Raw genomic sequence first — 26004 nt, forward strand, 5'->3', positions numbered from 1 at the left:
CTTATTCTCATTCTATTGTAAATTCGGCTTAATGTCTAAGCAAATCGAGCATTTTGCTCAATTTTTCTCTCATTCTATGGAATTTTTGTTCCTTTTGTGACGTTTCTCATCTAACCTAGTTAGTAAAATACGCCTAATTATTGCTATATTCTGGAATAAACGTACTCCAAAAGCAAAAATTGCCGCTAAATACAAATCTATCCCTAAATACACACCTAAAAAGGCTAATCCCGCTGCCAAAATTATATTAAAAAAGAATCCTGATACAAATACTTTATCGTCATATACTTGCTGTAATTGAGCACGAATACCACCAAATAATGTATCTAAGGCTGCCAAAACAGCTATTGACAGATAATTTTCATATATAGAGGGTATTTGGATATTTGTTAACAAGCCAAGGGCAAGTCCAAATATCAAACCTAAAAATGGTAGCCACATATATTATTCTCCTTTTTCCACCTCTGTTAAATAATCATTTGTCAATGGCTGATCAAATGCTGGGATTGTTAAATGCTCAGTTGGTTCCTCAATTATTAAATTAAAGTTATCCAAATAAAAGGAATCGATAAATGTTGAGGCTTGTAACGAATTGTACATTTTTTGAGCTTCCTTAAAAGAGCTTGTCCCAACGTAAATTTCAAAGGGTGGTGAAGACAGTGGTACACTGTTCACTGTAGTCTTTCCATTTATGTCTCGAATGGCTGTCGTCTGGACAACGCGATTTCCATCTATCGAGACACTTGCTGCATTGTTTTTAAACAGAGTATTTAGTAATTGGGTTAGTAAATCAGGTGAAATTTCTTTGATTTCATACCCCATTTCTACTAATTCGGGCGCTGGTTCAACACGAAGTATAACTCCTGGCCCTGTGACTTCAGTTAGCCCTGCCTGTAGCTTTAAATGATGCAGCGTTTCATATAATGCTGACTGCAAATTTGCTTTCTCAGATTGCTCATAGCGACCCACTACTTCATTAAGTGAGCGAATTTCTGCTAATAATGTGGAATGCCTTTGCTTTTCTTCTGCTAATTCCTCTCTTATGGCCCAAATATCTCGTGTATCTCGCTCAGCTGGTTGCTTTATGGTATTGTATTGTACCGCTATCATCAAACCGATAATAAATAGCACGATCGTTATTCGGGTATACATATTTTGTTTCAAAATAGCCCCTCCTAGACGTATCGTAACCCCATCGTAGATTTACTAAAATCTATAACCTACTACCTAGAGGCTATAACTTAATTTAATCTGTAAATATTGACTAGAAATCGTTTAACTTTCTACTTTTGCTTTTGGCATTGTAAGCTTTTGATCTGCTTCCAATGATACAACAATATTGTCATTTAATAATTGATCCACAACGCCACCATTTAAGTTTAAAGCAGCTATTAATGTTGCTGAATCTCCGACTGCCTCGATGACAAATGGAGCTGGATACTGCTTGCCATCAATTGTAATGACTGGTCCATTACAGCGTATATATGAATTCGCCAAAACACGTTGACCATTAATAGCAATTGCTTGAGTACCAGATATTTTAAGCTCATTGAGCAATTTAAAAATATGGCTTTCATGCACGATATACTCATTAGGATTAGCAGATTTCGGATCGTAATCACCATCTTGAAGAGTTATACGTATTCCTTTTCCTTCTGAATTTAAATCGCCTAACAACAAGCGCAAATCCTCCGCTTCTTCAACAAGCTTTGTATAATCCTTCTTGTTTGCGACAAACGACTTTTCATACTTGCGAATTTTTTCTTGTAAAGCATTCGCCTCATCTGTCAATTCTTTATTGCGCTCTTGCTGTGCGATTAACTCCTCACGATATGATTCCTCTTGCTCGAAAAGCTTTGTATTAGTTGAAGAACCTGCATCTCGATTATCTTTTGCCTGGTTGTAGGAATAGCCAATGATAAACCCCATAGTTATACAGACGATAAGCAACTGAAATTGTTTTCTTGAAAAGAAACTTTCTTTGCTATTCTTTTTCTTGTTGTTCATCTTTTTTCACTTCCTGGTTGGCCGCATCTTTATCCATATCAAGGTTTGCTTGGTTGTACTCATTATTGAAAGGGCGATAATACGAGCCGACCTCTAAATCGATAACCCCCTTTTCCAAATTTGGAATTTGCGCTACGAGTGAAGGGTAATGATTTAGTTTTTCCGCTAAAGTTTGAATAACAGCACGAACTTCGTAGCCATCGTTCATGTAGAGCCTGATTGCATTAGGATTTGCTTCATTACTATTTGTATTGACTTGAGAAATTAATGCTAATACTTCTGGATTAAGTTGTGCTAATTGCTTTACAAGCTTCTTAATTGTCTTTTCACCAGTTATGCCGATAAATACAGGTGCATCAATCGGGATGTCATCCCCAGCTTGTTCAAAGCGCTTGCCATTTTCAAGCAATGGATAATAAGTACCGTCACCAGCTAAGTACGCAACCTTTTTCCATTCTTTAATATCTATTGTCACGCCTTGAAGCCAATTACGTTTAACATGCGCTTCTTTCACCCATTTATCCTTTAGTAATAATTTCTCTACGTCTTCAACTTTAAATCCCCACATCGACTTCCCAGTTGCAAGAGTACTTGTCTTCAAATAATATTGGTCTTCTACTAATCGAGCACCGTTGACTGTTATTTTGTTGATTTTACTGTAAGGAGATTGAAAATAAAGGAGTACTGCTAACACGATAAAGAAAAGTAATATTAGCACTATAAATTTCCGATTTGTACGCTTTTTTCGTCGCTTTTTTAGCGTAGGTATGCGATCTTCTATGTCAATTACTTTCTCCAAAAAGTACTCCTCCTTTATATTTATTTCGCTAATTGATAAATAATACCTATTATTAGCCACATTGTTACTAAAGATGTTCCTCCATAGCTGATAAATGGCAATGTGACACCTGTAACAGGAACTAAGCCAATTACTACTGCTATATTTAGAAATGCTTGTACTGCAAGCATTGTTACAAGTCCAATGATTGCGTAATAAGATGTTCTTGTTTTAGCCCGCACTGCAAATTTATAGCCTGCATAAATCACCAGTACGAAAAGTGCTAAAATAACAAGTCCACCAAACAAGCCAACCTCTTCAAGAATTATTGCGTAAATAAAGTCATTTTGTGGTTCAGGTAAATATAAAAACTTTTGCCTGCTTTGTCCAAAACCATGCCCGAAAATCCCAGCAGGACCTATAGCCATTAACGATTGTACAGCCTGAAACCCACTTCCTAAAGGATCGACCCACGGATCAATAAATGCCTGAATCCGCTTTAGTCGGTATGGCGCTGTGACGATCAATCCAACTAATCCAGCAACCCCAGCAACCATAAACATCGCATAAAGCTTTAAAGGATACCCTGCCACAAAAAACAATAAGAACACAGAAACTACGAGAATAAAAACTGAACCAAAATCAGGCTGTAGCATAATAAGTACAACTGGCAATAATAAGATCAATCCATGCCGCCAATTAATAATCGAAGTACCAGTTTTATGCTGTGCTAAAATATGGCTCATGTATACAATGACTGTAATTTTCGTCAGCTCTGCTGGCTGAATTGTTAAAGGACCTACACCAATCCAGCTTTGAGAACCATTTCGTACAAGTCCAATTCCTGGTATAAGTACAAGGACAAGTAAAATTAACGAAAATATATAGGCCATTTTCCAAAAGGACTGCTCTTTCAAAATATTTAATCGAATCGTGATTAAAAACACTACAATGGCTACGGCAAAGTATAGACTTTGCTTCATATAAAACGGCATTTTCCCACTATAATGAACGGCACTCCAATAGGTACCTGCAGAATAGACGAAAATAATGCCGATTATAGAAAGCAGCAATGTTGTTCCGAGCAATAAATAGCTTTCTTTCCCTCTCAGTAATGCCATCCTTCCAAGTCAAGTATATTCTAAAATAATTACAGGCTCATTACAGCTTCATTACAGCATCAATAAAAACATCGCCTCGTATTTCAAAGCTGTCATATTGATCCCAGCTTGCACATGCTGGAGATAATAGAATAACATCGCCTTCTGCTGACATCGGTGCTGCATAATGCACTGCATCCTCAACATTTTGGGCAATGACAGTTTGCTGTACACCACATGACTTCGCAAATTCTACAAAGCGTAATCCTGTTTCTCCGAAGGCAACAACACCTTTTACATGGCTCATGCTTGGACGTAATTCTTCAAACGAATGTCCTCGATCTAAGCCACCTGCAAGTAAAATAACAGGTGCTTGGAATGCATCTAAAGCACTTTTTGTAGCCAAGCAATTTGTTGCTTTTGAGTCATTGTAAATCTTGCGTCCGTTCCATTCACGCACGAACTGAGTACGGTGACGAACTCCTCCAAATTTCGCTAAAACTTCTTCCATTTTAGCTTTGTCACAGCCGACTAAAATACAAGCTGCGACAGCCGCTAAAATATTTTCTAAGTTATGCTTACCAGGCAAAGCAATATGTTCTCGTTCTAGATACGGCTCACCTTGCCAGTAAATTGTTGTATCATCCGCACTAATTCCCTCATTCGTGCGTCCTTTAGAACTAAATGGTACCTTTTTAGCATTTGATTTTGTTGCATATCCAACAACAATCGGCTGATCAGCATTATAGATAAAATAGTCGCTTTCATCTTGATTACGCGTAACACCAAATTTTGCCTCTGCATAGTTATCAAATGTCCCATGATAATCAAGATGCGCATCATAAAGATTTGTTAAGATAGCAATTTTCGGCTTAAACGTTTCAGTCCCCATTAATTGAAAAGATGATAACTCTGTAACAATTACATTATCCTTGTGTGCTTCGCTTGCCACACCACATGCAACTGTACCTATATTCCCTGCAATTAACGGTTCTAAACCACCGTTATTCAACATGTCGAAAATTAATGTTGTCGTAGTTGTTTTACCGTTAGACCCAGTAATACCGATAAACGGCGCTTCACTAATTAAATAGGCAAGCTCAATTTCTGTCCAAACGGGGATTCCACGACTTATTGCATCTGCTACTATTTTGTTGCTATAAGGAATCCCTGGATTTTTCACTACTAATTCAAAGCCTTCATCGAGTAAATCCTCTGGGTGACGCCCACAAATAACTGTAATTCCTTTTTGCAATAAACCTTGCGCATCTGGGCTTTCATCAAATGGTTTTGAATCATTGACCGTCACAAAGGCGCCAAGCTCATGTAAAATCTCAGCTGCAGCCACACCACTTTTAGCTAGACCTAAAACAAGGACTTTTTTATGTTGTAAATCTGTAAAGTTTCTCATAAGAACGCCTCCGATAAAACTGCAATCAATGCTACTGCTAAAGCAGTTGACCAAAAGACAAGTACTACCTTCCATTCTGACCAACCTGATAATTCAAAATGATGATGAATAGGACTCATTTTAAAAATACGTTTTTTACGAAGTTTGAAGCTACCTACCTGTAAAATAACGGATAATGTTTCAATAACAAACACCAATCCTATTAATAACAGTAAGAATTCTACTTTTTCTAAAACAGAGACCATAGCTAAAGCTCCACCTAATGCTAATGATCCCGTATCTCCCATAAATACTTTTGCAGGATTTGCATTGAAAAGTAAAAATCCTAATAATGCTCCTGTCACCGCAAATGCAAATAAGGCAATATCAGCTTGATCTTGGAACAGAGCAATAACTCCAAATGCTGCAAAGGCAATGGATGCAGTACCTGCCACAAGTCCATCTAATCCATCTGTTAAATTCACTGCATTTGAGAAACCGACTAACCAGAAAATTAAAAAGGCTACATAGAAATTACCAAGCTCGATCGTCCAATCTGTAAATGGTATAGCAAGTGTTGTATCAAATGATCCTACATGTAGTAAGAAATAAGCCAAGACCGCAATGACAATTTGACCGATAAGCTTTTGAAGTGATGTTAGCCCTAAATTACGTTTAAAAACAACCTTTAAGCTATCATCTAACAAGCCTATTAACCCAAACCCTATTAATACTAATAACAGTACGACGGTTTGTGTTGTAAATAAATCTAAAAAGCTACCTACACCAACAGTAGTGAGGATAATGGCAAGTAAGAAAATAATACCGCCCATTGTTGGTGTACCAGCCTTTTTCATATGGGATTTTGGTCCCTCTTCACGAATACTTTGACCGAACTTTAATCGGCGAAGAAGTGGAATACTAATTGGTGCCAGGATAACTGTTACTATAAAAGCAATAGCTAAAATGGTAAGCGTTGTTGCGAGTTTCATTGAAAAATCTCCTTTAAATCTTGTTTCACTTTCTTCTTAAAGAAAAAAGCACAAACTTTCATGTATTTATTACTACCCTTCATAATAATAGTGGTTCTTTCCCATTTTTTAAAGGTAAAGTTAAATTAGTTTTCTAAATAAAGATGAATGGTGCCATCTTGTTTGATAACACTATCCACTTCAGGTAGTTGATTGCCAATTTTAGTTCCCTCTCCATGCCATACAATACGGAATGGATATTGTTGCTTGGCAATATCGTCCTTCGTTTGACCAATAAAACTTGGTACCTTCACAGTGATTGGGTCACCCCAACGATAATCCTTTTCAAGCTGTTCCTTCGATTTTTCAATGCCAACAAAAGGCGCAACGTCTTCAATAATTTGACCAACGATTGGAGCTGCTATCACACCGCCAAACTGTGTTCCCTTTTTAGGGTTATCTACTGCTACATAAACGACAATTTGCGGATTATCTGCAGGTGCGAAACCAATAAATGATACGATATATTCGCCGTCTTTATAACGTCCATTCTCTACCTTTTGTGCTGTACCTGTTTTGCCGCCAATTCGTAATCCATCTCGGTAAGCTTGACGTCCTGAGCCCTTCGCTACAACAGATTCTAATGCGCCTCGAACCTTTGCAGATGTCTCCTCACGAATAACCTGTTTTTTAACTTCCGGTTTAGTTTCTTTTATAACATCTCCAGTATTAGGATTAAGAATTTTCTTCACAACATATGGCGTATAAAGCTTGCCCCCATTTATTGCTGCGGCTACTGCTTGCACTTGCTGAATTGGTGTAACGGCAACACCTTGGCCAAATGAAGTTGTGGCCTGCTCAACAGGTCCAAAAGAATCCTTGGAAAATAAAATCCCTGAAGCTTCGCCAGCGATATTAGACCCTGTTTTTTGACCAAAACCAAAATCTTTAATATATTGTAGTAGTTTTTCATTACCTATTCGCTGACCTAATTCTATAAAGCCTGGGTTACAAGAGTTTTCTACAACTTCAAGGAAAGTTTCAGAGCCATGCCCCTCACGCTTCCAACAACGTAATCTTGCTCCAGCAACCATTGAATAGCCTGGATCATAAAAAGTATCTTTCTCTAAATCCACTACATTTTCTTCTAAAGCAGCACTAAGAGTTATAATTTTGAACGTTGACCCGGGCTCATATGTCATCCAAACTGGTAAATTCCGATTGTAGATAGCAGGCTCTACCGTTTGATATTCTGCTGGATTGAAGGTTGGATATGAGGCTAACGATAAGATCTCGCCAGTGTTTGGATTCATGGCAATAGCCATTGCTTGGTCAGCATCATAACGTTCCATCGCTTGTGACAATTCACGCTCAACGACCTGTTGTACATCTACATCTATCGTTAGCTCAACCGTTGCACCATCTTCACCAGCCTTCCAGGCACTCTTTACGTTCGGTAAATTATTCCCTTTCGCATCTGTAAAGATCCGTATTGCCGAAGAATTGGCCTGTAACAGCTTATCGTATTCATATTCAATTCCCGCTAAACCTTGGGCATCATAACCTGTGAAACCTAAAAAACGGGATAATAGTGTACCGTATGGATAATCCCTTGAATAATCGACACCACTATATAATCCCTCAATCTGCATACCTTGTAACTCCACTGCTTTTTCATAGGGAATATTTTTTCCTTCAGGTGCTAGCTTTACTAAGTATGCTTTTTTCTTCATTTTTTCCAAAAGCTTTTGTTCATCTACTCCCAAAACCTGTGCAATTTTCGCTGCCGCCCCTTCAATATCCTTACTTTGAGAAGGCATGAAATATAAAGTTGGCGCAAGCTTATTAGTGACAATATTTTTCCCATTACGGTCAGTAATATGCCCTCGCTCATTGGCGAAAGGAATTTCTCGATCCCAATTCTCTTCGGCTTTCTTTGTCAGTTCTTTTTGATCTAATACTTGCAAGAAGACTAGCCTAATAACAACCGCAACTGCTACAAACATAAACAATACGTATAAAATACGTAATCGCTTTTTGGAATGGATAGAAATCCACTTCATTCGACATCACACCTTGTTTTTTACAACGTATGAAATAAAGTGGGCTTCTATTCAGGTTTATTCAGTTGTTTCACCCTCGGATGGGGTCTCTACATCTTGCTTAAAGCTTTCAGCTGGCGTTTTCAGCTTCACAACAATCGGTGAATTATCTGAAATTACGGTTCCTGCTGTGACGCTCTGACTAGCTACAAAGCCCTCTCCAACGACTTCAATTTCTAAATTTGCCATTGTTTTAAAAGCAAGTACATTACGTAACGACCAATTGGTGAAGTCTGGCAACGTTATATCACCCTCAGTCTTTAAAAATACAAAATTACCTTTAACAAGTTTTTGAGGACCTTTTGGATATTGGTCAATAATTTTACCGCCACCACCAACAATCACTGGCTGTAGACCATCGTTCGCAAGCTCTACTTGGATAGCCTCAGCACTTTGACCTGTGTAATCTTGAATTTTTGTATCGTCAACATGCTTTACATCTTCTGGATTAACATTTAAATACTTTAAACTATTTAACATAACAGGGTTAAATATTTTTGAAACTGGTATAGAACCTTGTTCACCCTGCTTTAACTTTGGTCTTTTTACTGAGACATACATGATAAGCTGAGGGTCATCTGCAGGAGCCATCCCTAGGAATGAATATAGATACTCGTTCGCATAATATTTACCATCTGGCTTAGGAATTTGAGCAGTACCTGTTTTCCCAGCTACTTCATATTCATCAAGGATAAAGTCACTCGCTGTACCTTTCTCAGCTGTTAACGTAGATGCAAGGATTTCTTTTACTTGCTTCGCCGTGTCGGCCGAAACTGGTTTCCCCTTGACAATCGGCTCATGCTTTTTAATAATTTTTCCTGTCGAAGGATCAACGATACGATCTATCACATAAGGTTGCATCATTTTCCCGTCATTCGCAATCGCTGTCAATGCTTGAATTAACTGAATCGGCGTTACCGTAGAACCTTGACCGAACGTTGTTGTTACTCGTTCTACTGGATATTTCGATAAAAGTTTTCCCGATGCTTCATTTGGTAAATCAATGCCTGTTTTTTTACCAAACCCAAATCGATCTAAATAGTCAAAAAAGACATCCTCACCTATAAGCTTTAATAAGTGTGCCATTGCAGTATTGGATGAACGTTGGAAGCCTTGTAAATAAGTAATCTTACCCCAACCAACTTTATTGTAATCTTTAATTACACGGTCAAGGACTCTATATTGACCTGACATATATTTTGTATTTGGTTGCCACGCCCCTGAATCAATAGCCGAAGCGAGCGTGAATGTTTTCAACGTCGAACCTGGTTCAATAGTCTCTTCAATAGCCTCATTCAGCCATTTCATATTATCGCCTTCACGTGTATCCGGATTAAACGTAGGTCGCTGAGACATCGCTAAAATTTTACCTGTTTTCGGATCTGCCACAATAGCTGTCATCGCTTCAGGGTTATACTCCTTTTCAACCAATGTCATCGCTTCCTCTAAAAAGCTTTGAATTGTTTTATCCAGTGTTAAATAAATGTCATCACCATTTTTCGCAGGTGTCACCATCTTTTCACTACTTGGCAATAAATAACGGAAAGCATCCGTCTCATATTCAACCTTACCATCTTTGCCGGTTAGTTCTTTGTTATAAGTAAGCTCTAGACCCATTTTCCCTTTTGTCGTGAACGTACCATCATTATTGTCCTCTTTGAGTGCGAAACCAATTAAGTGCGAGGCAAAGATACCATTTGGATAATAACGTTTTAAATCGTTGACAAATAATATCCCCGGTAATTTCTCCGCTTTGATTTTACTCATAGTCTCATGACTTATTCCTCGGCCCGCACTTCCAAATTCAACTTGATACGGCTTTTCGCCCTTATCATTTACTCTAGTAAGCTGTTTATAGATTTTTTCTTCGTCCATAGCAGGAATATATTCTGCTAATATTTTTGCAGTTTTTTCAGCATCTACTACATGTCGAGGGTTTTTTGCATCCGTCGTAGCCTTTTCATTGACGATTGCGATTAGTCGATAACTTAGTGTATCCTCAGCGATGACTTGTCCATTTGTATCGTAAATTTTTCCACGACTTGCTGATATTGCACTTTCTTTGCTGTATTTCGCAGCTGCCCTTGCCGCAAGTTCTTGTCCTTCCACTTCACCTGTCGCCTGTAACATAAACATTCTTGAGAACAATAGAAAAAAGAGCCCTCCATAAAAAATTAATAATAGAAAGGCTCCCCATTGGAATCGAAATCTCTTTTTTTTCATTCTCCCGGCACTACCTTTACATTTTTCTCATTTTGAGTTAAACCGAGTTCTTTAGCTTTTTTCCATATGTTGTCGTATGTAGAAAGTTCACTCACACGAACTGTCAAGTCAACATTCTTTTTAGCAATCTCTTCTGCTTCAGTTTCGATTTTTTGAATGTCCATGCTTGTTGTTTGAATTGCTGCTTGTTTATTTAAAGCTAGTACTGATAATACAGCAATAATGCTAACTAAAACGATTAGCATTGTCTTTTCAAACTTCTGGTTCGTTTTTTTGCGACGTATGATAGTGGGTTGTGGGCTAGGGGGTGTTATCGGTTGTTGCACTTGTTGTTGCTGGTGCTGCCTTACACGAACTGCTGCCATTTACTCACGCCCTTTGTCGTTAATTTTCTCAACCACTCTAAGCTTTGCTGAACGAGCACGATTGTTTACTGCCAATTCTTCATCTGAAGGAAGAGTCGGTTTTCTCGTGATAAGCTTTAAAGTTGGCTTCATGTCATCTGGAATCACTGGTAAATTCGGTGGTAATTCCGGTAATGATGACGCTTCCTTAAAAATAGTCTTGCATAGGCGGTCCTCCAAAGAATGGAACGTAATGACACTAATGCGTCCACCTACGTTTATCATATCAATCGCATCGACTAATGAATCCTCTGCCGCGCCTAGCTCATCGTTAACTGCAATTCGTATTGCTTGGAATATGCGCTTCGCTGGATGTCCACCTTTACGGCGAGCCGCTGCTGGAATACCCTCTTTAATAAGTTCTACAAGTTGGCCGGTTGTTTCGATCGGCGCCACCTTACGTGCCTCTTCGATTTTACGAGCAACTTGCTTTGAAAATTTCTCTTCTCCATAACGGAAAAATATACGTACTAAATCTTCATATGCCCATTCATTCACGACATGAAAAGCTGTCAGTGTTGCCGTTTGATCCATGCGCATATCTAGCGGTGCATCATGGTGATAACTAAAACCGCGTTCTGGTGTATCTAGCTGTGGTGAAGATACGCCTAAATCATATAAAACACCATCAACTTGCTCAATACCAAGCGCTAATAGCTCTTCTTTTAAATAGCGGAAATTCGAATGAACAAATGTCACGCGCTCAATATATGGCGCTAATCGAATTTTTGCATTGTTAATAGCTGTCATATCTTGATCAAAGCAAATTAAACGCCCTTTTTCAGATAATTGTTGTACTAAATATTCACTGTGTCCTGCTCCACCTAACGTACAGTCCACATACACACCATCAGGATCGATGTTCAACCCGTCAACAGTTTCTTTTAATAACACGGTTGTATGATCGAACATACCACTCGCTCCCTCCAGGCCTTAACTAAAAAAATTAAAAATCAAAGCCAATCATATTTTCTGCAATTTCATTAAAGGATTGTTCCGACTCACTAAAGTAAGTCTCCCAAGCATCTTTTGCCCATATTTCAATTCGATTCGAAACTCCTAACACGATACATTCTTTCACAAGATGTGCATGTTGCATAAGAGTTGAAGGAATATTAATACGCCCCTGCTTGTCTATTTCTACTTCCGTTGCTCCAGAAAAGAAAAACCTTGCAAAAGCACGTGTATCCTTTTTGGTCATCGGTAAGCCCTTTAATTTTTCTTCGAGTTTTCGCCATTCATCCATAGGATAGCCAAATAAACAATTATCAAGTCCGCGTGTCACAACAAATGTTTCACCTAATGCGTCACGAAATTTTGCGGGCACGATTAATCGTCCTTTCGCATCAACAGAGTGTTGATATTCTCCCATGAACATGCTATTCACCCCACTTTATTAAATAATGTACCACATCCCCCCACTTTCCTCCACTTTTTTTAAAAAAAACTTGACATTTTAACACTCAATGTGCGAATAGACCTTTAACAAATTATTGAATCCATGCTAAATGACATAAAAAAAGAGCTACCCTTAGTAGGATAGCTCTCTATTTACTATTTAAGTCGACTTTGTTCATCATTTTCACATTGTATCAAATTGTTAATTAGGTAAAAAGATACATTTTTGGAATTATAAATAGATTATATAGTGATGATTGCCAATGTTATAATTTTGTTTCAGCATTTCAGTAATTAACATAGGTCCAAACTCATTGAAATATTGATAAGGATTATAAGTTCTTTCCTGGAATCCTTCATTTGGATATAACTCATTTTGTAGTGTCATGAATTTTCGAATTGTCGTTTCATGCTTGTTAAGAACAGTTTGTTCAACCTTTTGCTGTAAATACTCAAATTGCTTTCGATGATTCTCTTTATTTTTTACAAGAATTTTATCTAGCAATAAATGCTGCTCTTCTAAATAAAGCTGAAGTGCATCATATTTTTCTAAAAGCTCTCGTTGCATCGTCTGAATTTGACGTGTCGCCTCAGTATCTTGTACTTCAGCAATAAACTGTTCTTTAAGCTGCATCGCTTTCCCATCCCAAACTTCAGCAACATTTAATCGATATTCACGTAAAAGTTGTTCTACGTGACGTGTGACAATCGTGATATGAAGACGCGGAGCAAAAATCGGCATTTGTAAGCCTAATACCTCAAATGCATCCTTCAATGTCGCCCAGTACGCAAGCTCCCCTGGTCCACCAACAAATGCTAGCACAGGCAATGTCATTTCCTGCATTAATGGACGCGTCACAACGTTATTACTTAACTGCTCAGGATGTTTTTCAGCAATTCTTAAAATCTCTTCACGAGATAGCTTAATATTTGCAGCTAAATTGACAAATTGCTGATTTTTTCTTTCTAAAAGATGTCGCTCCCCATCTTCTACATAGAATAAATTGGCCGCTTCGCTTGTTGCCAGAATAGGATTGCCATAGCCTGCACGTTCAAGCTCCGCTTCTTTTTCTGTTACCACTTTAGCTATTTCTTCATTTTTATGAATGATACGGGTAAAATTCTCACGCTCATATTGACGGAATTTAAAGTTCGCCGCATCAATCATCAATAAACCTTCATCTTTAAACAATTGGTTCATAAGTTGCGCAAAGAAATCCGTAAATGTGTCGCACTTAGTAAGAGTATCTGATAATTGTTTAACAAGCGCTTCAGTGAATTCTGTTTCACCTATATCTTTCGCAATAGTATTTATTAATTGTGTCATTGACTCTTTATTTATACTTGTTTCAGAAGCCATTGTTTTACGTCTTGAACGTTCACCGTAACCTCGTTTTTTAATATCTTCACCATGTACTGTATAAGTATGGTTAATTTCCTCTAAATCATGATCTTCACCAGCTATCCAAAAAACAGGAACAACCGGTCGCTGAAGTTTTACACTTTGCTCTTTCGCTAATGCAATGACCGAAATCGCCTTATGCACTGAGTAAAGAGGACCAGTTAAGATACCCGCTTGTTGTCCACCGACAACTGCAACAGCCCCTTGCTCAAGTTGTTGCAAATGTTCATTCGCTTTCTTTGATATACCGAGCGGCTCCATAAATTGACGTATGATCGCTGTTAATTCTTTTTGATCATCCGCGTGCTGATCTAAATATTGCGCTCGTTTTTCAAAAGATTTATCGTTATATTCGTATTCAAAAAACTCATGGATGGCAGTATTAGGCGACCAATAATCTGCTAGCAAACGATTTTTTATGGGTACTTGGATTGACTCCAGTTTCATTTAACACAAACTCCTCTACTCACTAAATCATCTTCTTACTCTTCATAAGCAAACTTGAAATAAAATAGATCCCTTTACTGTTACCTTTAGAACGTTTATTCAAAATGACATTCCCTAACAAGTTTCGGAAAAAACAATAATACGATTTTTGTTTGATACTCAATCATTGTCGTACATTGGAATTTTATTTAATTTTTTGCACATATAGAGTCATTTCTAAAAAACAATATTTAATGCTATTATTTTAACGCTTATGGCTTCAACATGAAAAGAAAATGCTTAGACTGCCTGTAAATATTCTATTACAGATTGAATAACACCCACTATACAAATGACAATATACGCCGTACTTAGTACTAAAAACTGAAAGCGCCAAATTTTCCTAAGTAGCGATTTAACTTCAATTTCTTTTTTTGTTCGCCAATCAATATATGTAAAAATCATCGCCATCATTAGCGCTAATGTTACTAATAGGGAGCTAACATTGACATTCCATAGTACCCCAATCGCTAGCGGTACCGAAAAAAACAAACACAACGTTGTCACGTCTGATGCCACTCCAAAAGCATGAGTGCCTCGAAATTTAACCTTTCGACTAATTAAATAGACAATCACAAAAAGGAGGATTGGGCAAAAAATAATGATACTTATAATTATATGTAAAAAATCTTTCAACGTCTTTCACCGCTCTCCTCTATCGCAAGTACTTGGTGATATAAAGTACGTAAAGTAGGTAAATTATGACCATTCGCTAGAGCTTTTTCTAGTATTACTCCTACAATCGTGTCAATTTCACTTTTTCTCCCCTGCATCAGATCCGCTAGCATAGATGATGTATTATTTGCTGTTTTTTCACATAAGTCTATTACCTTGAAAAAAGGTATAGCTTGTTCCACACCTTCAAAAGCATCCGTTAATTCTTGATAGATAGTTTGCATTAATAAAAACGCTTGTTTATTCGTTACTAACTCTCCATTTTTCACTTGCAATATAGCCGTTAATGGATTAATCAAACAATTGAACACAGCTTTCTCAAATAACATTTGTTCAGCATTAGCAACCGATTCAACTGGATATAAGGAATTTCTCACTTGCAACAAATCGTTAAACGCATCACTATTCCCTCGCTCTATCGCAATTTTGCAAACTCCTACACCTCTATGTTGCACAGTTGACTGATTTATCATTTGAGCACCGAATGACACTGAACAAAAGGCAATATTTTTTTGCGGCAAACGTAGCGCTTCGTCAAAATGCGCTAAACCATTTTGCATAAACAACAACGATACTGTATTAGGTAACGTAGATAATTGTTCGTAAAGTTCTTGTAACTGACCATATTTAACAGCAATTACAATTAAATCTTGCTGTGGTAGCTCCTCTAATTTCGTAGTTGAAGCAACTTTTCGTACAGTTTTCGTTCCATCAACATTCACTCGCGTCAAACATTTCTCATTAAGTTCATCTACTTGTTCCTGCCTTCTTGCAACCAACGTTACAGACATACCAGACTCAGCTAAAAAACTTGCCGTTAACTGACCTACTGCCCCTGCACCAATAATCGCTACATCCACAATACCTCACACCTCCCAGTTTTACAACGGACGCTCTAATAGAAGAGAACGTCCTCTAAACAGTTCTATCGCAATTACATCATAGCCACTACCGTCATCATTTATAAGGTTCTTTGTCGCTTTCTACAGAAGGAGGTGCCTTAGAAATTGTTCTAAGGCACCTCTTATGCAGGTTATTTTATTATACAGGATTGACTAAGCGTTTACGATAACAATTGAGGGGTAGTTAATCTCACACCTTCCCCTTTGCTTCTACTGAATGTTTAAGTGTGAGGTTTGTACCTGACGCTTTGCTTTCGGTACAGATAAGTTTGTACCTGACGCTTTGCTTTCGGTACAGATAAGTTACTGCCCGTTAACAGCTGTTGAAACACTTAGGCAGCATGCAGCATTATGTTTTTGTTTTCAAGTTTACATTTTTTCTAAGTACTTACCCTACAATACTTTTACCTTTCGTCAGCTTCCTTATTTTAATCTTTCATTAAAGAATATCCTTGCTGCAACCATTTCACTAGTTTATCGTGCTCATTTTGTAATTCACGGTGCCTTACTTCAAGACTTTGATAGGCCTCTGTTAATTCATCAAAACTCGTTAACGCCAATTTCAAATGGCTTCGCATAGATTGTTGAGGCTGATTCCGAACAGCTAGTAGTGACTGACTATATTGACTACGTAATGTTTTATTCCAACGGAAACCACATGCTTGTTTTGTACGACCTAGTTCAGTAGCAGCCATTTCAAAAGCTTCTAGCTGTGTCTTGCCATTTTGCACATTATGCAACACAATTTCTGCTAATCTTTCATCGTCTTCCTTTGTCCATTGATCTTTTCTTTTTTTCAATTCCATAATCTATCACCCTCGCATTTTTTACTACTATATGCATTAGCGAGCAAAATAGAATCATCGAATTAAAAAAGACAGTGATTATGTTTTGCTATAACCACTGCCGTTATACACTATTTATTGTTTTTCTTTGTTAGGAAATTAGCAACTGCCTCATGGTGAGCTTCACTTTCCCACAATTTCGCACATGTACGAACTTCCTCCATAACACGCTCATACATATTACGCTCACGCCACTTACGAAGCTCAATTTCTTTATAAGCCTTATGAACAGAAGGATGAATTTTACGCATATGTTCGATAAAATCATTCAGCGCAGCCTCTTTCGAACCTTCAAAAATACGCATCGCCCAGCCAATTTCATATAGTAATTCTGCTGGATAAGGCTTCGCATCGACTAGCATCTTCATCGCACGATCATGGCGAAGTCCTCGTTCGAATAAATACGTACCGCCTCCCCAGCCGCTCGTAATTGCTAATGTCCCCTGTATAAAACCACACTTCGCATGACTTGCCACTAGACGGAAATCACAAGCAGTTGCAATTTCACAGCCCCCACCAACCGCTGTTCCGTTAATCAACGCAATCGTAGGTACAGGCAATGTTGCAAGGTCATATAATATTTTACCCATCTTACCTAACATCCCGAACGCTTCGTCCTCTGTTTCAAGCGAATGGAACTCAGATAAATCGCCTCCTGAGCAAAATGATTTATCCCCCACACCCGTAACGACCAAGAAACGTACATCATCATGATTACGAATATATGTAATGACTTCTTGAAGCCCATCCATAACCTCATCATTAACCGCATTCCGTTTTTCTTCTCGATTAATCGTAAACGTCATAATACCTTCTTTGTTATCAATTATGTAAGCCACACTATTTCCCCCTTTGTCCCGATGGATAAATTGTATCATACAATTATTATAGTACTATATATCTTTTCGTTATTGCCGAAAGATTCCGTCTTTTCGAACCAACAAAAAGGCTAGTAAAGAGCCATGGTCTCTCTACTAGCCTTTTAAGTGAGCAAACACTGTATTATTTGCTTACTACTTCTTTACCTTTGTATTGTCCGCAAGCTTTGCAAACACGGTGTGATAATTTAGCTTCACCACAGTTTGGGCAAGCTACCATACCAGGTACAGATAGTTTGAAATGCGTACGACGCTTTCTTTTTGCAGTTTTAGAAGTTCTTCTAAATGGTACAGCCATTGATGGCACCTCCTTACAGATCGTCTATTCGTCTGTTTGATCAAAATACTTAGCTAAAGAAGCTAGTCTTGGATCCACTTTTTGTGCGTCAGCTTTTTTGTGTAGTTCAACGTCTTCATCTGTTGCGTAAGACCAGTTTTTACCACCATGCACTTGTCCTTCGGTATTCTCCTTGAACACTTGCATTGGTACTTCAAGAAGCACTAACTCCTCGATAACAGGCTTCATGTCGATTACTTCACCATCAATATAGTGAAGTTCTCCGTCATCTTCCCCTCGTTTTTCCTCGTCAATCCAGCTGAAAACTTCAACTGTCTCAACTTCGATAGGAAACTCAACATCTTCCCACGTGCGTGCACATGGTAGTGTTAACGTCGCTTTCACGGTTAGCTGACATGTCATTTGCGATGCACCGAAAGTACAAAGCCCTTTTACATGAACGGGCGAAATTGCTCGAATATCCTGGTTTCGCTCCATCACCTCGTCCAACTGGACATAGGCATCGATTGGCATCCCGTTTTGGCGGTATTTAGATAATTGATGAATTGACCATTTCATTCGTTTAATCACCTCGAGACAACACTGTTGATTATATAATGTGTAAAAATAGATGTCAAGATAATTTCTTGTCACCACAATAAAACCCACCTATAATTATATATTATACTAAGTTTATTTGCTCCAAATCGTTCTATAAATAGGAAAAATGCTCCAAATTTACAAGAACGAGAAGCAAATGATATTGATAAAGGGGGCTTAAATTTGCAAGCAGTCGGAATAGTTGTTGAATACAATCCTTTTCACAACGGACATGCCTATCATTTGAAACAGGCAAAAAAAGTAGCACAAGCGGATATTGTCATCGCCATCATGAGCGGGGATTTTTTGCAGCGTGGTGAACCAGCCATGGTCGATAAATGGACACGTACAAAAATGGCTCTAGCAGGTGGTGTTGATATAGTCATCGAGCTACCCTACGTTTATAGTACCGCACCCGCAACCGATTTCGCAAAAGGTGCAATTTCCTTACTATCTGCAATTGGTTGCGATTCTTTTGCCTTTGGAAGCGAAGATGGTTCCATTCAACCCTTTATGAATACGTTTCAGCTCATTAATAGTCATCGTACTGAATATAACACTCTTATTAAAGAAAGCCTTAAAACGGGTGCAAGCTATCCTAAAAGTCTACATTACGCCTATGAACAGCTTTCTCAAAAGTTCCCTGCTACATACATTGATTTGGGACAACCAAACAATATACTTGGTTTTCATTATATTGAGGCTGCCAAAGCGCTAAGTAGTAACATTAAGCCTTTAACGATTCCACGTATCGTTGCGGGTTACCATGACGCTTTACAAGAAGGTGCATCCATTGCTAGTGCAACAGGAATACGCAAGGCTCTAGCAACAACTAGCACCCTACAAGGTGTGGAAGATTTTCTCCCTAAAGCATCGTTTGATTATTTAGCTGATTGGCACGAAAAATATGGTGAATTTGCAAGTTGGGAGACTTTTTGGCCTTTTTTACAGTTTACACTTATTCGCCACACACCTAATGAACTTACGCGCTATGCTGAAGTAACAGAAGGAATTGAGAACGCGCTTATAAAAGCAGCGAAAACGAGTCATTCATTCAATAGCTTCATGGAGAAAATTAAATCCAAGCGCTATACTTGGACAAGACTTCAACGTATGCTCACACACATTTATACTGGTTTTACAAAGAAACAGTTGCAAAGCTTTGAAGCCCCATCCAGTATACGTTTACTTGGTATGAGCAAGAAGGGACAAGCTTATTTAGGGAAGCATAAAAAAGACATACCTTTACCTTTAATAAGTCGTGTTGCAGCTATGGATGATGCTATGCTTGCTGTAGATATTCATGCAGCAGAAGTATACAATTTAAGTATAGAACGTGGAACAAAAGAGCACAGTCTTCCTAAAGATTATCAAACACCACCGATTCGTTTTTAAGTAACGAAAAAGGATGCCAGAAATTCTTCTAGCATCCTTTTTTACTGTAAAAAAAATTGTATAAATCAAATTAGAGGCATCTTTTATAGCTCATCCCAGCCTCCACTCCAATCAACCTATCCACATGACATACGTTTTAACAAAATGTCATCCAACTTTTGCATTTTATCGGAATACTTTCAGGAATTATCGCCTAACTTTTAATTTTTATCGACTAACTTTCACGTTTTATCACCCAACTTTTAATTTTTATCGACATCCACCTTCCAAAGAGCAAAAAAGGATTCATACACAAAACTATGTGTGAATCCTTTTACTTTTTTATGTCGCCCCACGTTACAAAGAAAAAACTTTATTTTGGCTGTAACTGTTTTAAGTATGCAATTGCATCATCCACAGTTTTAACCGGAACTATTTTCATTTTTGTTCCAATATCTTTAGCCGTCTTTACTGCTGTAGCATAATTAGATTCCAATTCAGGATATTTAGCTTTCATTTCTGGAGAAATTTCATCATCTGGTGCAAAAAAGATTTCCATACCATCACGGTCAGCAGCAATGACTTTATAGTCTATTCCACCGATTCTTCCTACAGAGCCATCAACTAGCATTTCCCCTGTTCCCGCAATAGCATAACCTTTCGTTAAATCTTCATCAAGGAGTTGATCCAAAATTTCTAAAGTAAACATTAGTCCAGCAGACGGACCTCCAATATCCTCAGTTTTCATAGACACATTTGGATTTGTTTCAATAGATTTACTTTCAGTATAAGTAATACCTAAACCAGCCCTTTTCTCTTCTGATCCAGGGATTTCCTTCAATGTAATCGTTACTTCTTGTTCTTTTTTATTGCGTATAAATTTAATCGTCACGGTATCTCCAAGCTGCTTTGGCTTTAAAAGATCTACAAGCATTTGTTGGTTTGTAATTTTTTGTCCGTCAACTTCAATAATTTCATCCCCAGCGTTTAATAAACTATCCGAAGCACCGCCATCAAGGACATTTAATACAAAAACACCGTTAAAAAGAATTTTTGTTGGAATGTTGGCTCTCTGAAAAGCTACATACTTTGCATTAAATTGAGAATCAGACATTAATTTAAGCTGTCGAACATTATATTCCTCTTCATCCTCCAATGGGTTTCGAACTTGTTCAATATCCATTAGTTTTTGATATTTTTGAGTTTTCGCCCATAGATATGAAAAAGGCGTAGCTTGTTGCATAGCCACTGTCATCAAACTCATGGAACCTTTATCATCAGTGTGGCTATTGTCAACGTTAACAAATTTACTGACATCATAAGCACTTCCTGGCTTCATGATATAAGCGTCTAGTCGGTATAACATTAAAAAACAAATCACGACTAATAACACTGCATAAATACTAATTTTTTTCTTCATTAGAAAAAACCTCCTAGGACGCTCACAAAACCATACGTTCATGTTTTTGCCTTTTTTACATATATTGATTTTAGCATTTGCCTATGTGAATGACAAAAAGTTGAAACGAGATGATAACATGTATGCGATAATTCAAATAGCGATTTGCATAGTTCTTATTCTATTACTCTTGTTATTCCCACAAACTGCTCATAACGGTACTGATTTAGGTTTAAATCTTTTTATGGAGGCCCTTTTCCCGTATTTATTACCTTACCTTATTTTAACGCAATGGCTTCTCCGTTTAACAGCTCCAATGCGAACGAAAACAAAAAGAGCTTCTTTATACGTACAAGCCTACATTATTAGCGCACTGGGGGGATATCCATCTGGAGCAACAACCATTGTTTACTTAAAAAACAGTGGGCAACTACATCCTAAAGAAGCAAATTTTTTATTAGCCGTATGTCACGCGCCAAGTCCTCTTTTCGTGCTAGGATTTGTAAGCCTTGATTTATTACACAGTAATACGTTCGGATGGATGTTTTTATGTTTACTACATAGTTTTAATATTTGTTGTTTAATAACTGGTTATTTCTTATTTCGTAAAACGGATCCACCTAGTATCTCCATCCACAATACACCTTTGCATACAGCACCATTTTCTGAAAGCATTAAAGAAACAGCACCGACAATACTATTAGTTGGAACTACAATAATTTTTTTCACTACCATCCAGACGATTGTCCAGCAAGGCTTAGATTCACTGCTACCTAAACTTCCCTATACAGCTGAGCTTTCCATAGCTGCAATTCTTGAAGTTACAAACGGTCTTAAAATGACTGTCTCAGCTTTTCCCAATCTTTCCTATTTACCATTACTAGTTGTAATGTTGTTAACCATGCAAAGTATAAGCATTCACTTACAAATTTTTGTTATTGCGAAATCAGCCAAGCTTTCCGTTCGACCATATATAAAATTCCGCCTACTTAGCATAATCATTGTACCCACTATTTATGCTCTTTTTTTCTTAAAATAAATAATCATCTACCTTCTCATTTTTTGGAGTAAAGACTGGACTTAGGAGCAAGTACAACAGAGGAATTCATTCATTTTTATTACAACAGTAAATATCAACAAAAAATATAATAATTCCTAAATCCATCTTTTAATCAAAAAAAGGAGGATGTCTTTAAAAATAAGACATCCCCCTTTTTGATTCATTTATTAAAACCATACTTTTCTTTCAAAGCTTCTACAACACAAGTAGGAACAAGCTCGCTAACATCACTACCGTATTTCGCAACCTCTTTGACAATACTTGAGCTTAAGAATGAATATTGATTTTTTGTCATGATGAAAAACGTTTCAATGGTTTCATCAAGAAAGCGGTTCATCGAAGTAATTTGCATTTCGTATTCAAAATCCGAAACAGCTCGTAAACCTCGAACAATCGCTTTTGCTTTTTTTTCCTTAGCATAGTCTATTAATAGCCCAGACGAGCTTTCAATACGTACATTAGGCAACGTTTTAGTAACTTCAGCCATTAAAGCCATACGCTCTTCTACTGAAAACAATGGCTGCTTAGATGAATTATTTAAAACAGCAACATAAACTGTGTCAAATACATCTGCCGCCCGTTTAATAATATCTAAGTGACCAAATGTTACCGGATCAAAACTTCCAGGAACTACAGCAATCTTCTCTGCCAACTTATTCTCCCTCTTCCTCTATGCAACGATCAATTTCGCTTTGCTTTCGCTACAGTAAACATGTGTTTGATGACGCTTTGTTTACACTCCGCTTTCGCACAGATAAACTGAAATAATCGTTCCACCATATGTTTCTTGTCTTTTTAATACAAAGTCCCCAAATCTTTGTGGTAATTCTACTTCTTTTGCATGCTCACATAAAATAATGCCATCATGCTGAATTTTATCATTGTCGACAAGAATCTGCACCAAGTCATAATATTCTTTGTGATGATATGGTGGATCTAAAAATACTAGTTTAAACGTTATATCACGTTTTAATAACGCTTTCACAGCACGTTTCGCATCTATACGAAATAACTCAGAACAATCCTCGTAACGACATTTTTTTATGTTCTCCTGTAGCACTTGGAACGCCTTTGCATCCTTTTCGATAAAAACAGCGTGCTCAGCCCCTCTACTTAAAGATTCGATACCTAAGCCGCCGCTCCCTGCAAATAAATCTAGCGCTATTCCACCATTAAAGAATGGACCAATAATATTAAATATAGATTCCTTTACTTTATCAGTTGTTGGTCTCGTTGTATTCCCTGCAATCGCCTTTAATGGCATCCCTTTACGTTCTCCTGCTACAACTCTCATAGGCAAATCACCGTACTTTCTTATTCCATATATCAATTTCGCCTTGGCGTAATTGTTGTTGTTGTTGTTGTTGCTGTCGCTTCGCTTTCGCACAGACAAAAAACGTTGTTGCTGTCGCTTGCTTCGCTTTCGCACAGACAAAAAAATTGTTCTTTCGCTACAAAAAACATGCTAAATGAAGATAAAAGCATTTTTGCAGCGAAAGACGAACCTCCGCTGCAAAAAATTTATTTTTGTTCTTGTTCTTGAGTTAACATCTTGATATTAATACGACCATCGCTTTTTTGTAATTCTACTAAAAATAATCGTTGTAGCCAAGCTTCTTCAACATAATAATTATTGGCAATTTTAATAATCGGTTCTGAAATAGTAGAATATCTACGTTGATTAAATACATAAAATCCTGGTTCTTTCGGGAATCGGAAAATACGATTATCACCATTGATATAATATCCATTTTCACCTTCACCAGCAGTATAGCCTAGATAAGGCAACAATGTATCAGCAGTATATAATACTTGCCCTTCATGAAGAATTACATGAACATCTTTTCTCAAAACGTCATTAACGTAAACACTTCGATCGTCCTCAAATAATAGTGGATACGTGCCATTTTCTTGAGCCGCATTCAACTTAAAATAAGACGTTTTTGCATCTAATACCTCAGATAAAAGATCGTCCATTAATGTAGGGGAAATCGGCTCTTCCCCAAGTTTATTCAAAATTTCTAGCCATGCTGACTCTTGATTAGCTGTCATATATTCTTTTAACGTCTTCACGATTTCTTTTGCCTTATCCGACCCAATCGTATCCTTCACTAAATAGGATGCTATAACTTCTGGCAACCATGTTGGTGAATTTTCAAACTTATATTGTGACTTTATTTGTGATAATATAACTTCTTGTTCAACAGCTTGTTCAGTTAACTCTGGCAAAAATAGAAGTCGATCATCATGTTCTTTCACCGGATTCTTTTCTTGAATAATAGCAATGTGTTGATCATTCAAAAACTTTAAATTTTCCAATGATTTTAAGAAATCCTTCGAAATAGCTCCCGGGGCATAAATAGATAACACAGGGGTTTGCTCTTGTACTTTTAAATTACCCGTTTGCCAATAAATATCACGAACTGTACCATATCCACTAAACATTGTATAGTTAACAAGTGATAGTTTTTGCTGACCTACTAAAGGCAAGCCAGTTATCCATTGACCAACAATTTTACTATCAGTTGAAATATGTACAACAGAATAAGATGCTTCACCATTCGTTAATGTGGCGAAAACATTTTGGATGAGCATTTTATCTTTTAAGCCACCCTCAATTGGAATTATGTATGAAACAGATTGTGATTTAGTCTCTCCTTTTTTAAAATATGAGACTTCTTTTGATAAGCGATCACAGCTTTTTTCGTTATCAATAAAGCAACTTGGATTCACCGCATTTTCCGGCCACTTTATTTTCACTTTTTGGTTGGGTAAATTTTTAAAATGTTGACGAATATCCAAGCTATTTTCTCGATAGACAATTTCTATCTCTTGAGAATAATGGAATTCACCTTCGCCTGTTTCTAAGTCAGACGAATAAGCATGGTACTGGAAAAACATCGTTCCGGTAATGATTAGTGCTAGAATAGAAAAAAAACTCATTGCAAATTTCATGTGCTTGACCTCCCGCAGCATGATACTATGTGTATTGGAAAGGATGTGCATTTATTATGCCACAACAATTTATAGAATTAGGTGAGGGCTATGGTGATGTTTATGAGCTACTTGAATTAGTGAGAACCAATCAAGATCGCTTCCACCAAGCCTTTATACTAACATCCACTAAAGAAGAAAAAAAGGTTGTCTCTTTAGCAGTCGCTTTAAAACCAGTCGGTGAAAGTAAATTCATGCCGATTTATATTTGTCGAGAAGGCATCCCTTATAACGAAGAGCAGCCTTCACAGCGACAAAAAATATTTGAAGAAAGTATTAAACGACTAGATAGAAAAGCGGTTGTTGTAGAAATAAAGCACTCTTCTATATTTTCGGAATCAAAACTATTTTATCAATACTTAATTGGAATAATGAGACTTCATCACTATATCCCGGCATTAACATAATATTATAGACCTGCTTTATAGTCATATTCTTTCGCTTTATCTGGTTTAGCATTTTCAAACTCAGTTTTAACAAATGGACGATAAGACTTTACAACGTCTTTCACGAATGGAAGGCGCTGAAGTTTTGTTGTCATTGATTCAATTTCCTCTCGCTCGCAATAAAGCAATACATATTTTTGCCTCCGAGAAATATAAAGAACATGACCATATTTTCGAAGAGACTTCGCATGTTTTAATTGATGGACGTAAACGATTAGTCCTTGTCGTTCGTTCATATAGTATTCCCCTCATTTCTTACATAAAAGAATACCATAGACCGGAAAATGATAGCA

27 protein-coding genes are annotated in these 26004 nt (G+C 37.4%); 3 read left to right on the forward strand and 24 right to left on the reverse strand.

Annotated features, from left to right (window positions below; translation table 11 throughout):
* Nucleotides 1-69 precede the first annotated feature (69 nt).
* The 19 genes from ACFVT8_RS11435 to ACFVT8_RS11525 all read right to left on the reverse strand — a co-directional run bounded on the left by ACFVT8_RS11435 (nucleotide 70) and on the right by ACFVT8_RS11525 (nucleotide 18417).
* Entirely contained in the window at nucleotides 70-441 is a 372-nt protein-coding gene (locus tag ACFVT8_RS11435) for a small basic family protein (protein WP_323645284.1), read from the reverse strand.
* 3 nt (nucleotides 442-444) lie between these two features.
* Nucleotides 445-1164, reverse strand: coding sequence for a DUF881 domain-containing protein (locus ACFVT8_RS11440; protein ID WP_387079829.1), 720 nt, complete (start codon nucleotides 1162-1164; stop codon nucleotides 445-447).
* Nucleotides 1165-1275: 111 nt separating this feature from the next.
* Nucleotides 1276-2007, reverse strand: a complete 732-nt coding sequence (locus tag ACFVT8_RS11445) for a DUF881 domain-containing protein (RefSeq protein WP_387079827.1) — start codon at nucleotides 2005-2007, stop codon at nucleotides 1276-1278.
* Nucleotides 1985-2806, reverse strand: a complete 822-nt coding sequence (locus tag ACFVT8_RS11450) for a cell division protein FtsQ/DivIB (RefSeq protein ID WP_387079826.1) — start codon at nucleotides 2804-2806, stop codon at nucleotides 1985-1987. The genes ACFVT8_RS11445 and ACFVT8_RS11450 overlap by 23 nt, the downstream gene beginning before the upstream one ends.
* 20 nt (nucleotides 2807-2826) lie before the next feature.
* Entirely contained in the window at nucleotides 2827-3906 is a 1080-nt protein-coding gene (gene ftsW / locus ACFVT8_RS11455) for a putative lipid II flippase FtsW (protein ID WP_387079824.1), read from the reverse strand.
* A gap of 40 nt (nucleotides 3907-3946) precedes the next feature.
* A complete protein-coding gene (murD, locus tag ACFVT8_RS11460) occupies nucleotides 3947-5296 on the reverse strand; it encodes a UDP-N-acetylmuramoyl-L-alanine--D-glutamate ligase (RefSeq protein WP_387079822.1) in 1350 nt (449 codons plus the stop codon).
* Entirely contained in the window at nucleotides 5293-6267 is a 975-nt protein-coding gene (mraY, locus tag ACFVT8_RS11465; protein ID WP_387079820.1) for a phospho-N-acetylmuramoyl-pentapeptide-transferase, read from the reverse strand. Before mraY ends, murD begins: the two co-directional genes overlap by 4 nt.
* A 125-nt stretch (nucleotides 6268-6392) precedes the next feature.
* Nucleotides 6393-8309: a stage V sporulation protein D gene (locus tag ACFVT8_RS11470; RefSeq protein ID WP_387079818.1), complete on the reverse strand. Its 1917-nt coding sequence runs from the start codon at nucleotides 8307-8309 to the stop codon at nucleotides 6393-6395.
* 57 nt (nucleotides 8310-8366) lie between these two features.
* Nucleotides 8367-10571, reverse strand: coding sequence for a penicillin-binding protein (locus ACFVT8_RS11475; RefSeq protein WP_387079817.1), 2205 nt, complete (start codon nucleotides 10569-10571; stop codon nucleotides 8367-8369).
* Complete coding sequence (ftsL2, locus tag ACFVT8_RS11480) at nucleotides 10568-10936, reverse strand: cell division protein FtsL (protein WP_387079815.1); 369 nt, start codon at nucleotides 10934-10936, stop codon at nucleotides 10568-10570. The genes ACFVT8_RS11475 and ftsL2 overlap by 4 nt, the downstream gene beginning before the upstream one ends.
* The gene (rsmH, locus tag ACFVT8_RS11485) at nucleotides 10937-11887 is read right to left on the reverse strand and encodes a 16S rRNA (cytosine(1402)-N(4))-methyltransferase RsmH (RefSeq protein WP_132357563.1); all 951 of its coding nucleotides are present in this window, start codon (nucleotides 11885-11887) and stop codon (nucleotides 10937-10939) included.
* Between the two features lie 34 nt (nucleotides 11888-11921).
* A complete protein-coding gene (gene mraZ / locus ACFVT8_RS11490) occupies nucleotides 11922-12353 on the reverse strand; it encodes a division/cell wall cluster transcriptional repressor MraZ (protein ID WP_387079813.1) in 432 nt (143 codons plus the stop codon).
* Nucleotides 12354-12605: 252 nt separating this feature from the next.
* Nucleotides 12606-14222, reverse strand: coding sequence for a bacillithiol biosynthesis cysteine-adding enzyme BshC (gene bshC / locus ACFVT8_RS11495; protein ID WP_387079812.1), 1617 nt, complete (start codon nucleotides 14220-14222; stop codon nucleotides 12606-12608).
* Between the two features lie 279 nt (nucleotides 14223-14501).
* The gene (locus ACFVT8_RS11500) at nucleotides 14502-14897 is read right to left on the reverse strand and encodes a DUF3397 domain-containing protein (protein WP_387079810.1); all 396 of its coding nucleotides are present in this window, start codon (nucleotides 14895-14897) and stop codon (nucleotides 14502-14504) included.
* Entirely contained in the window at nucleotides 14894-15796 is a 903-nt protein-coding gene (locus ACFVT8_RS11505) for a ketopantoate reductase family protein (RefSeq protein ID WP_387079809.1), read from the reverse strand. Before ACFVT8_RS11505 ends, ACFVT8_RS11500 begins: the two co-directional genes overlap by 4 nt.
* Before the next feature lie 470 nt (nucleotides 15797-16266).
* The gene (locus ACFVT8_RS11510; RefSeq protein ID WP_053483404.1) at nucleotides 16267-16644 is read right to left on the reverse strand and encodes a transcriptional regulator; all 378 of its coding nucleotides are present in this window, start codon (nucleotides 16642-16644) and stop codon (nucleotides 16267-16269) included.
* A 110-nt stretch (nucleotides 16645-16754) separates the two neighbouring features.
* Nucleotides 16755-17522, reverse strand: coding sequence for an enoyl-CoA hydratase/isomerase family protein (locus ACFVT8_RS11515; protein WP_387079807.1), 768 nt, complete (start codon nucleotides 17520-17522; stop codon nucleotides 16755-16757).
* Between the two features lie 163 nt (nucleotides 17523-17685).
* The gene (gene rpmF, locus ACFVT8_RS11520) at nucleotides 17686-17859 is read right to left on the reverse strand and encodes a 50S ribosomal protein L32 (RefSeq protein ID WP_010858320.1); all 174 of its coding nucleotides are present in this window, start codon (nucleotides 17857-17859) and stop codon (nucleotides 17686-17688) included.
* A 24-nt stretch (nucleotides 17860-17883) separates the two neighbouring features.
* The gene (locus ACFVT8_RS11525) at nucleotides 17884-18417 is read right to left on the reverse strand and encodes a YceD family protein (RefSeq protein ID WP_387079805.1); all 534 of its coding nucleotides are present in this window, start codon (nucleotides 18415-18417) and stop codon (nucleotides 17884-17886) included.
* A gap of 204 nt (nucleotides 18418-18621) precedes the next feature.
* Between ACFVT8_RS11525 and ACFVT8_RS11530 the strand changes: the two genes are divergently transcribed.
* Nucleotides 18622-19833 (forward strand): nucleotidyltransferase, encoded by a 1212-nt coding sequence (locus tag ACFVT8_RS11530; RefSeq protein WP_387079803.1) that lies wholly within the window; start codon nucleotides 18622-18624, stop codon nucleotides 19831-19833.
* A gap of 352 nt (nucleotides 19834-20185) precedes the next feature.
* Here ACFVT8_RS11530 and ACFVT8_RS11535 read toward each other — a convergent pair whose 3' ends face one another.
* Nucleotides 20186-21232 (reverse strand): SepM family pheromone-processing serine protease, encoded by a 1047-nt coding sequence (locus ACFVT8_RS11535; protein WP_387079801.1) that lies wholly within the window; start codon nucleotides 21230-21232, stop codon nucleotides 20186-20188.
* A 118-nt stretch (nucleotides 21233-21350) separates the two neighbouring features.
* Between ACFVT8_RS11535 and ACFVT8_RS11540 the strand changes: the two genes are divergently transcribed.
* Nucleotides 21351-22250: a hypothetical protein gene (locus ACFVT8_RS11540; protein WP_387079799.1), complete on the forward strand. Its 900-nt coding sequence runs from the start codon at nucleotides 21351-21353 to the stop codon at nucleotides 22248-22250.
* Nucleotides 22251-22431: 181 nt separating this feature from the next.
* Here ACFVT8_RS11540 and coaD read toward each other — a convergent pair whose 3' ends face one another.
* The 3 genes from coaD to ACFVT8_RS11555 all read right to left on the reverse strand — a co-directional run bounded on the left by coaD (nucleotide 22432) and on the right by ACFVT8_RS11555 (nucleotide 25226).
* Entirely contained in the window at nucleotides 22432-22923 is a 492-nt protein-coding gene (coaD, locus tag ACFVT8_RS11545; RefSeq protein ID WP_387079798.1) for a pantetheine-phosphate adenylyltransferase, read from the reverse strand.
* A gap of 81 nt (nucleotides 22924-23004) precedes the next feature.
* Complete coding sequence (gene rsmD, locus ACFVT8_RS11550) at nucleotides 23005-23565, reverse strand: 16S rRNA (guanine(966)-N(2))-methyltransferase RsmD (RefSeq protein ID WP_387079796.1); 561 nt, start codon at nucleotides 23563-23565, stop codon at nucleotides 23005-23007.
* 227 nt (nucleotides 23566-23792) lie between these two features.
* The gene (locus ACFVT8_RS11555) at nucleotides 23793-25226 is read right to left on the reverse strand and encodes an RNA polymerase II (protein WP_387079794.1); all 1434 of its coding nucleotides are present in this window, start codon (nucleotides 25224-25226) and stop codon (nucleotides 23793-23795) included.
* Between the two features lie 56 nt (nucleotides 25227-25282).
* Here ACFVT8_RS11555 and ACFVT8_RS11560 point away from each other — a divergent pair, with 56 nt between their 5' ends.
* Nucleotides 25283-25672 carry a DUF7147 family protein gene (locus ACFVT8_RS11560; RefSeq protein WP_387079792.1) on the forward strand — a complete coding sequence of 130 codons (390 nt, stop codon included), beginning with the start codon at nucleotides 25283-25285 and terminating at the stop codon, nucleotides 25670-25672.
* A gap of 2 nt (nucleotides 25673-25674) precedes the next feature.
* Here ACFVT8_RS11560 and ACFVT8_RS11565 read toward each other — a convergent pair whose 3' ends face one another.
* Nucleotides 25675-25947, reverse strand: a complete 273-nt coding sequence (locus ACFVT8_RS11565; protein ID WP_053483414.1) for a YlbG family protein — start codon at nucleotides 25945-25947, stop codon at nucleotides 25675-25677.
* Nucleotides 25948-26004: the final 57 nt, after the last annotated feature.

Source organism: Lysinibacillus sp. NPDC058147 (genome assembly GCF_042884205.1).
Lineage (GTDB): Bacteria > Bacillota > Bacilli > Bacillales_A > Planococcaceae > Lysinibacillus.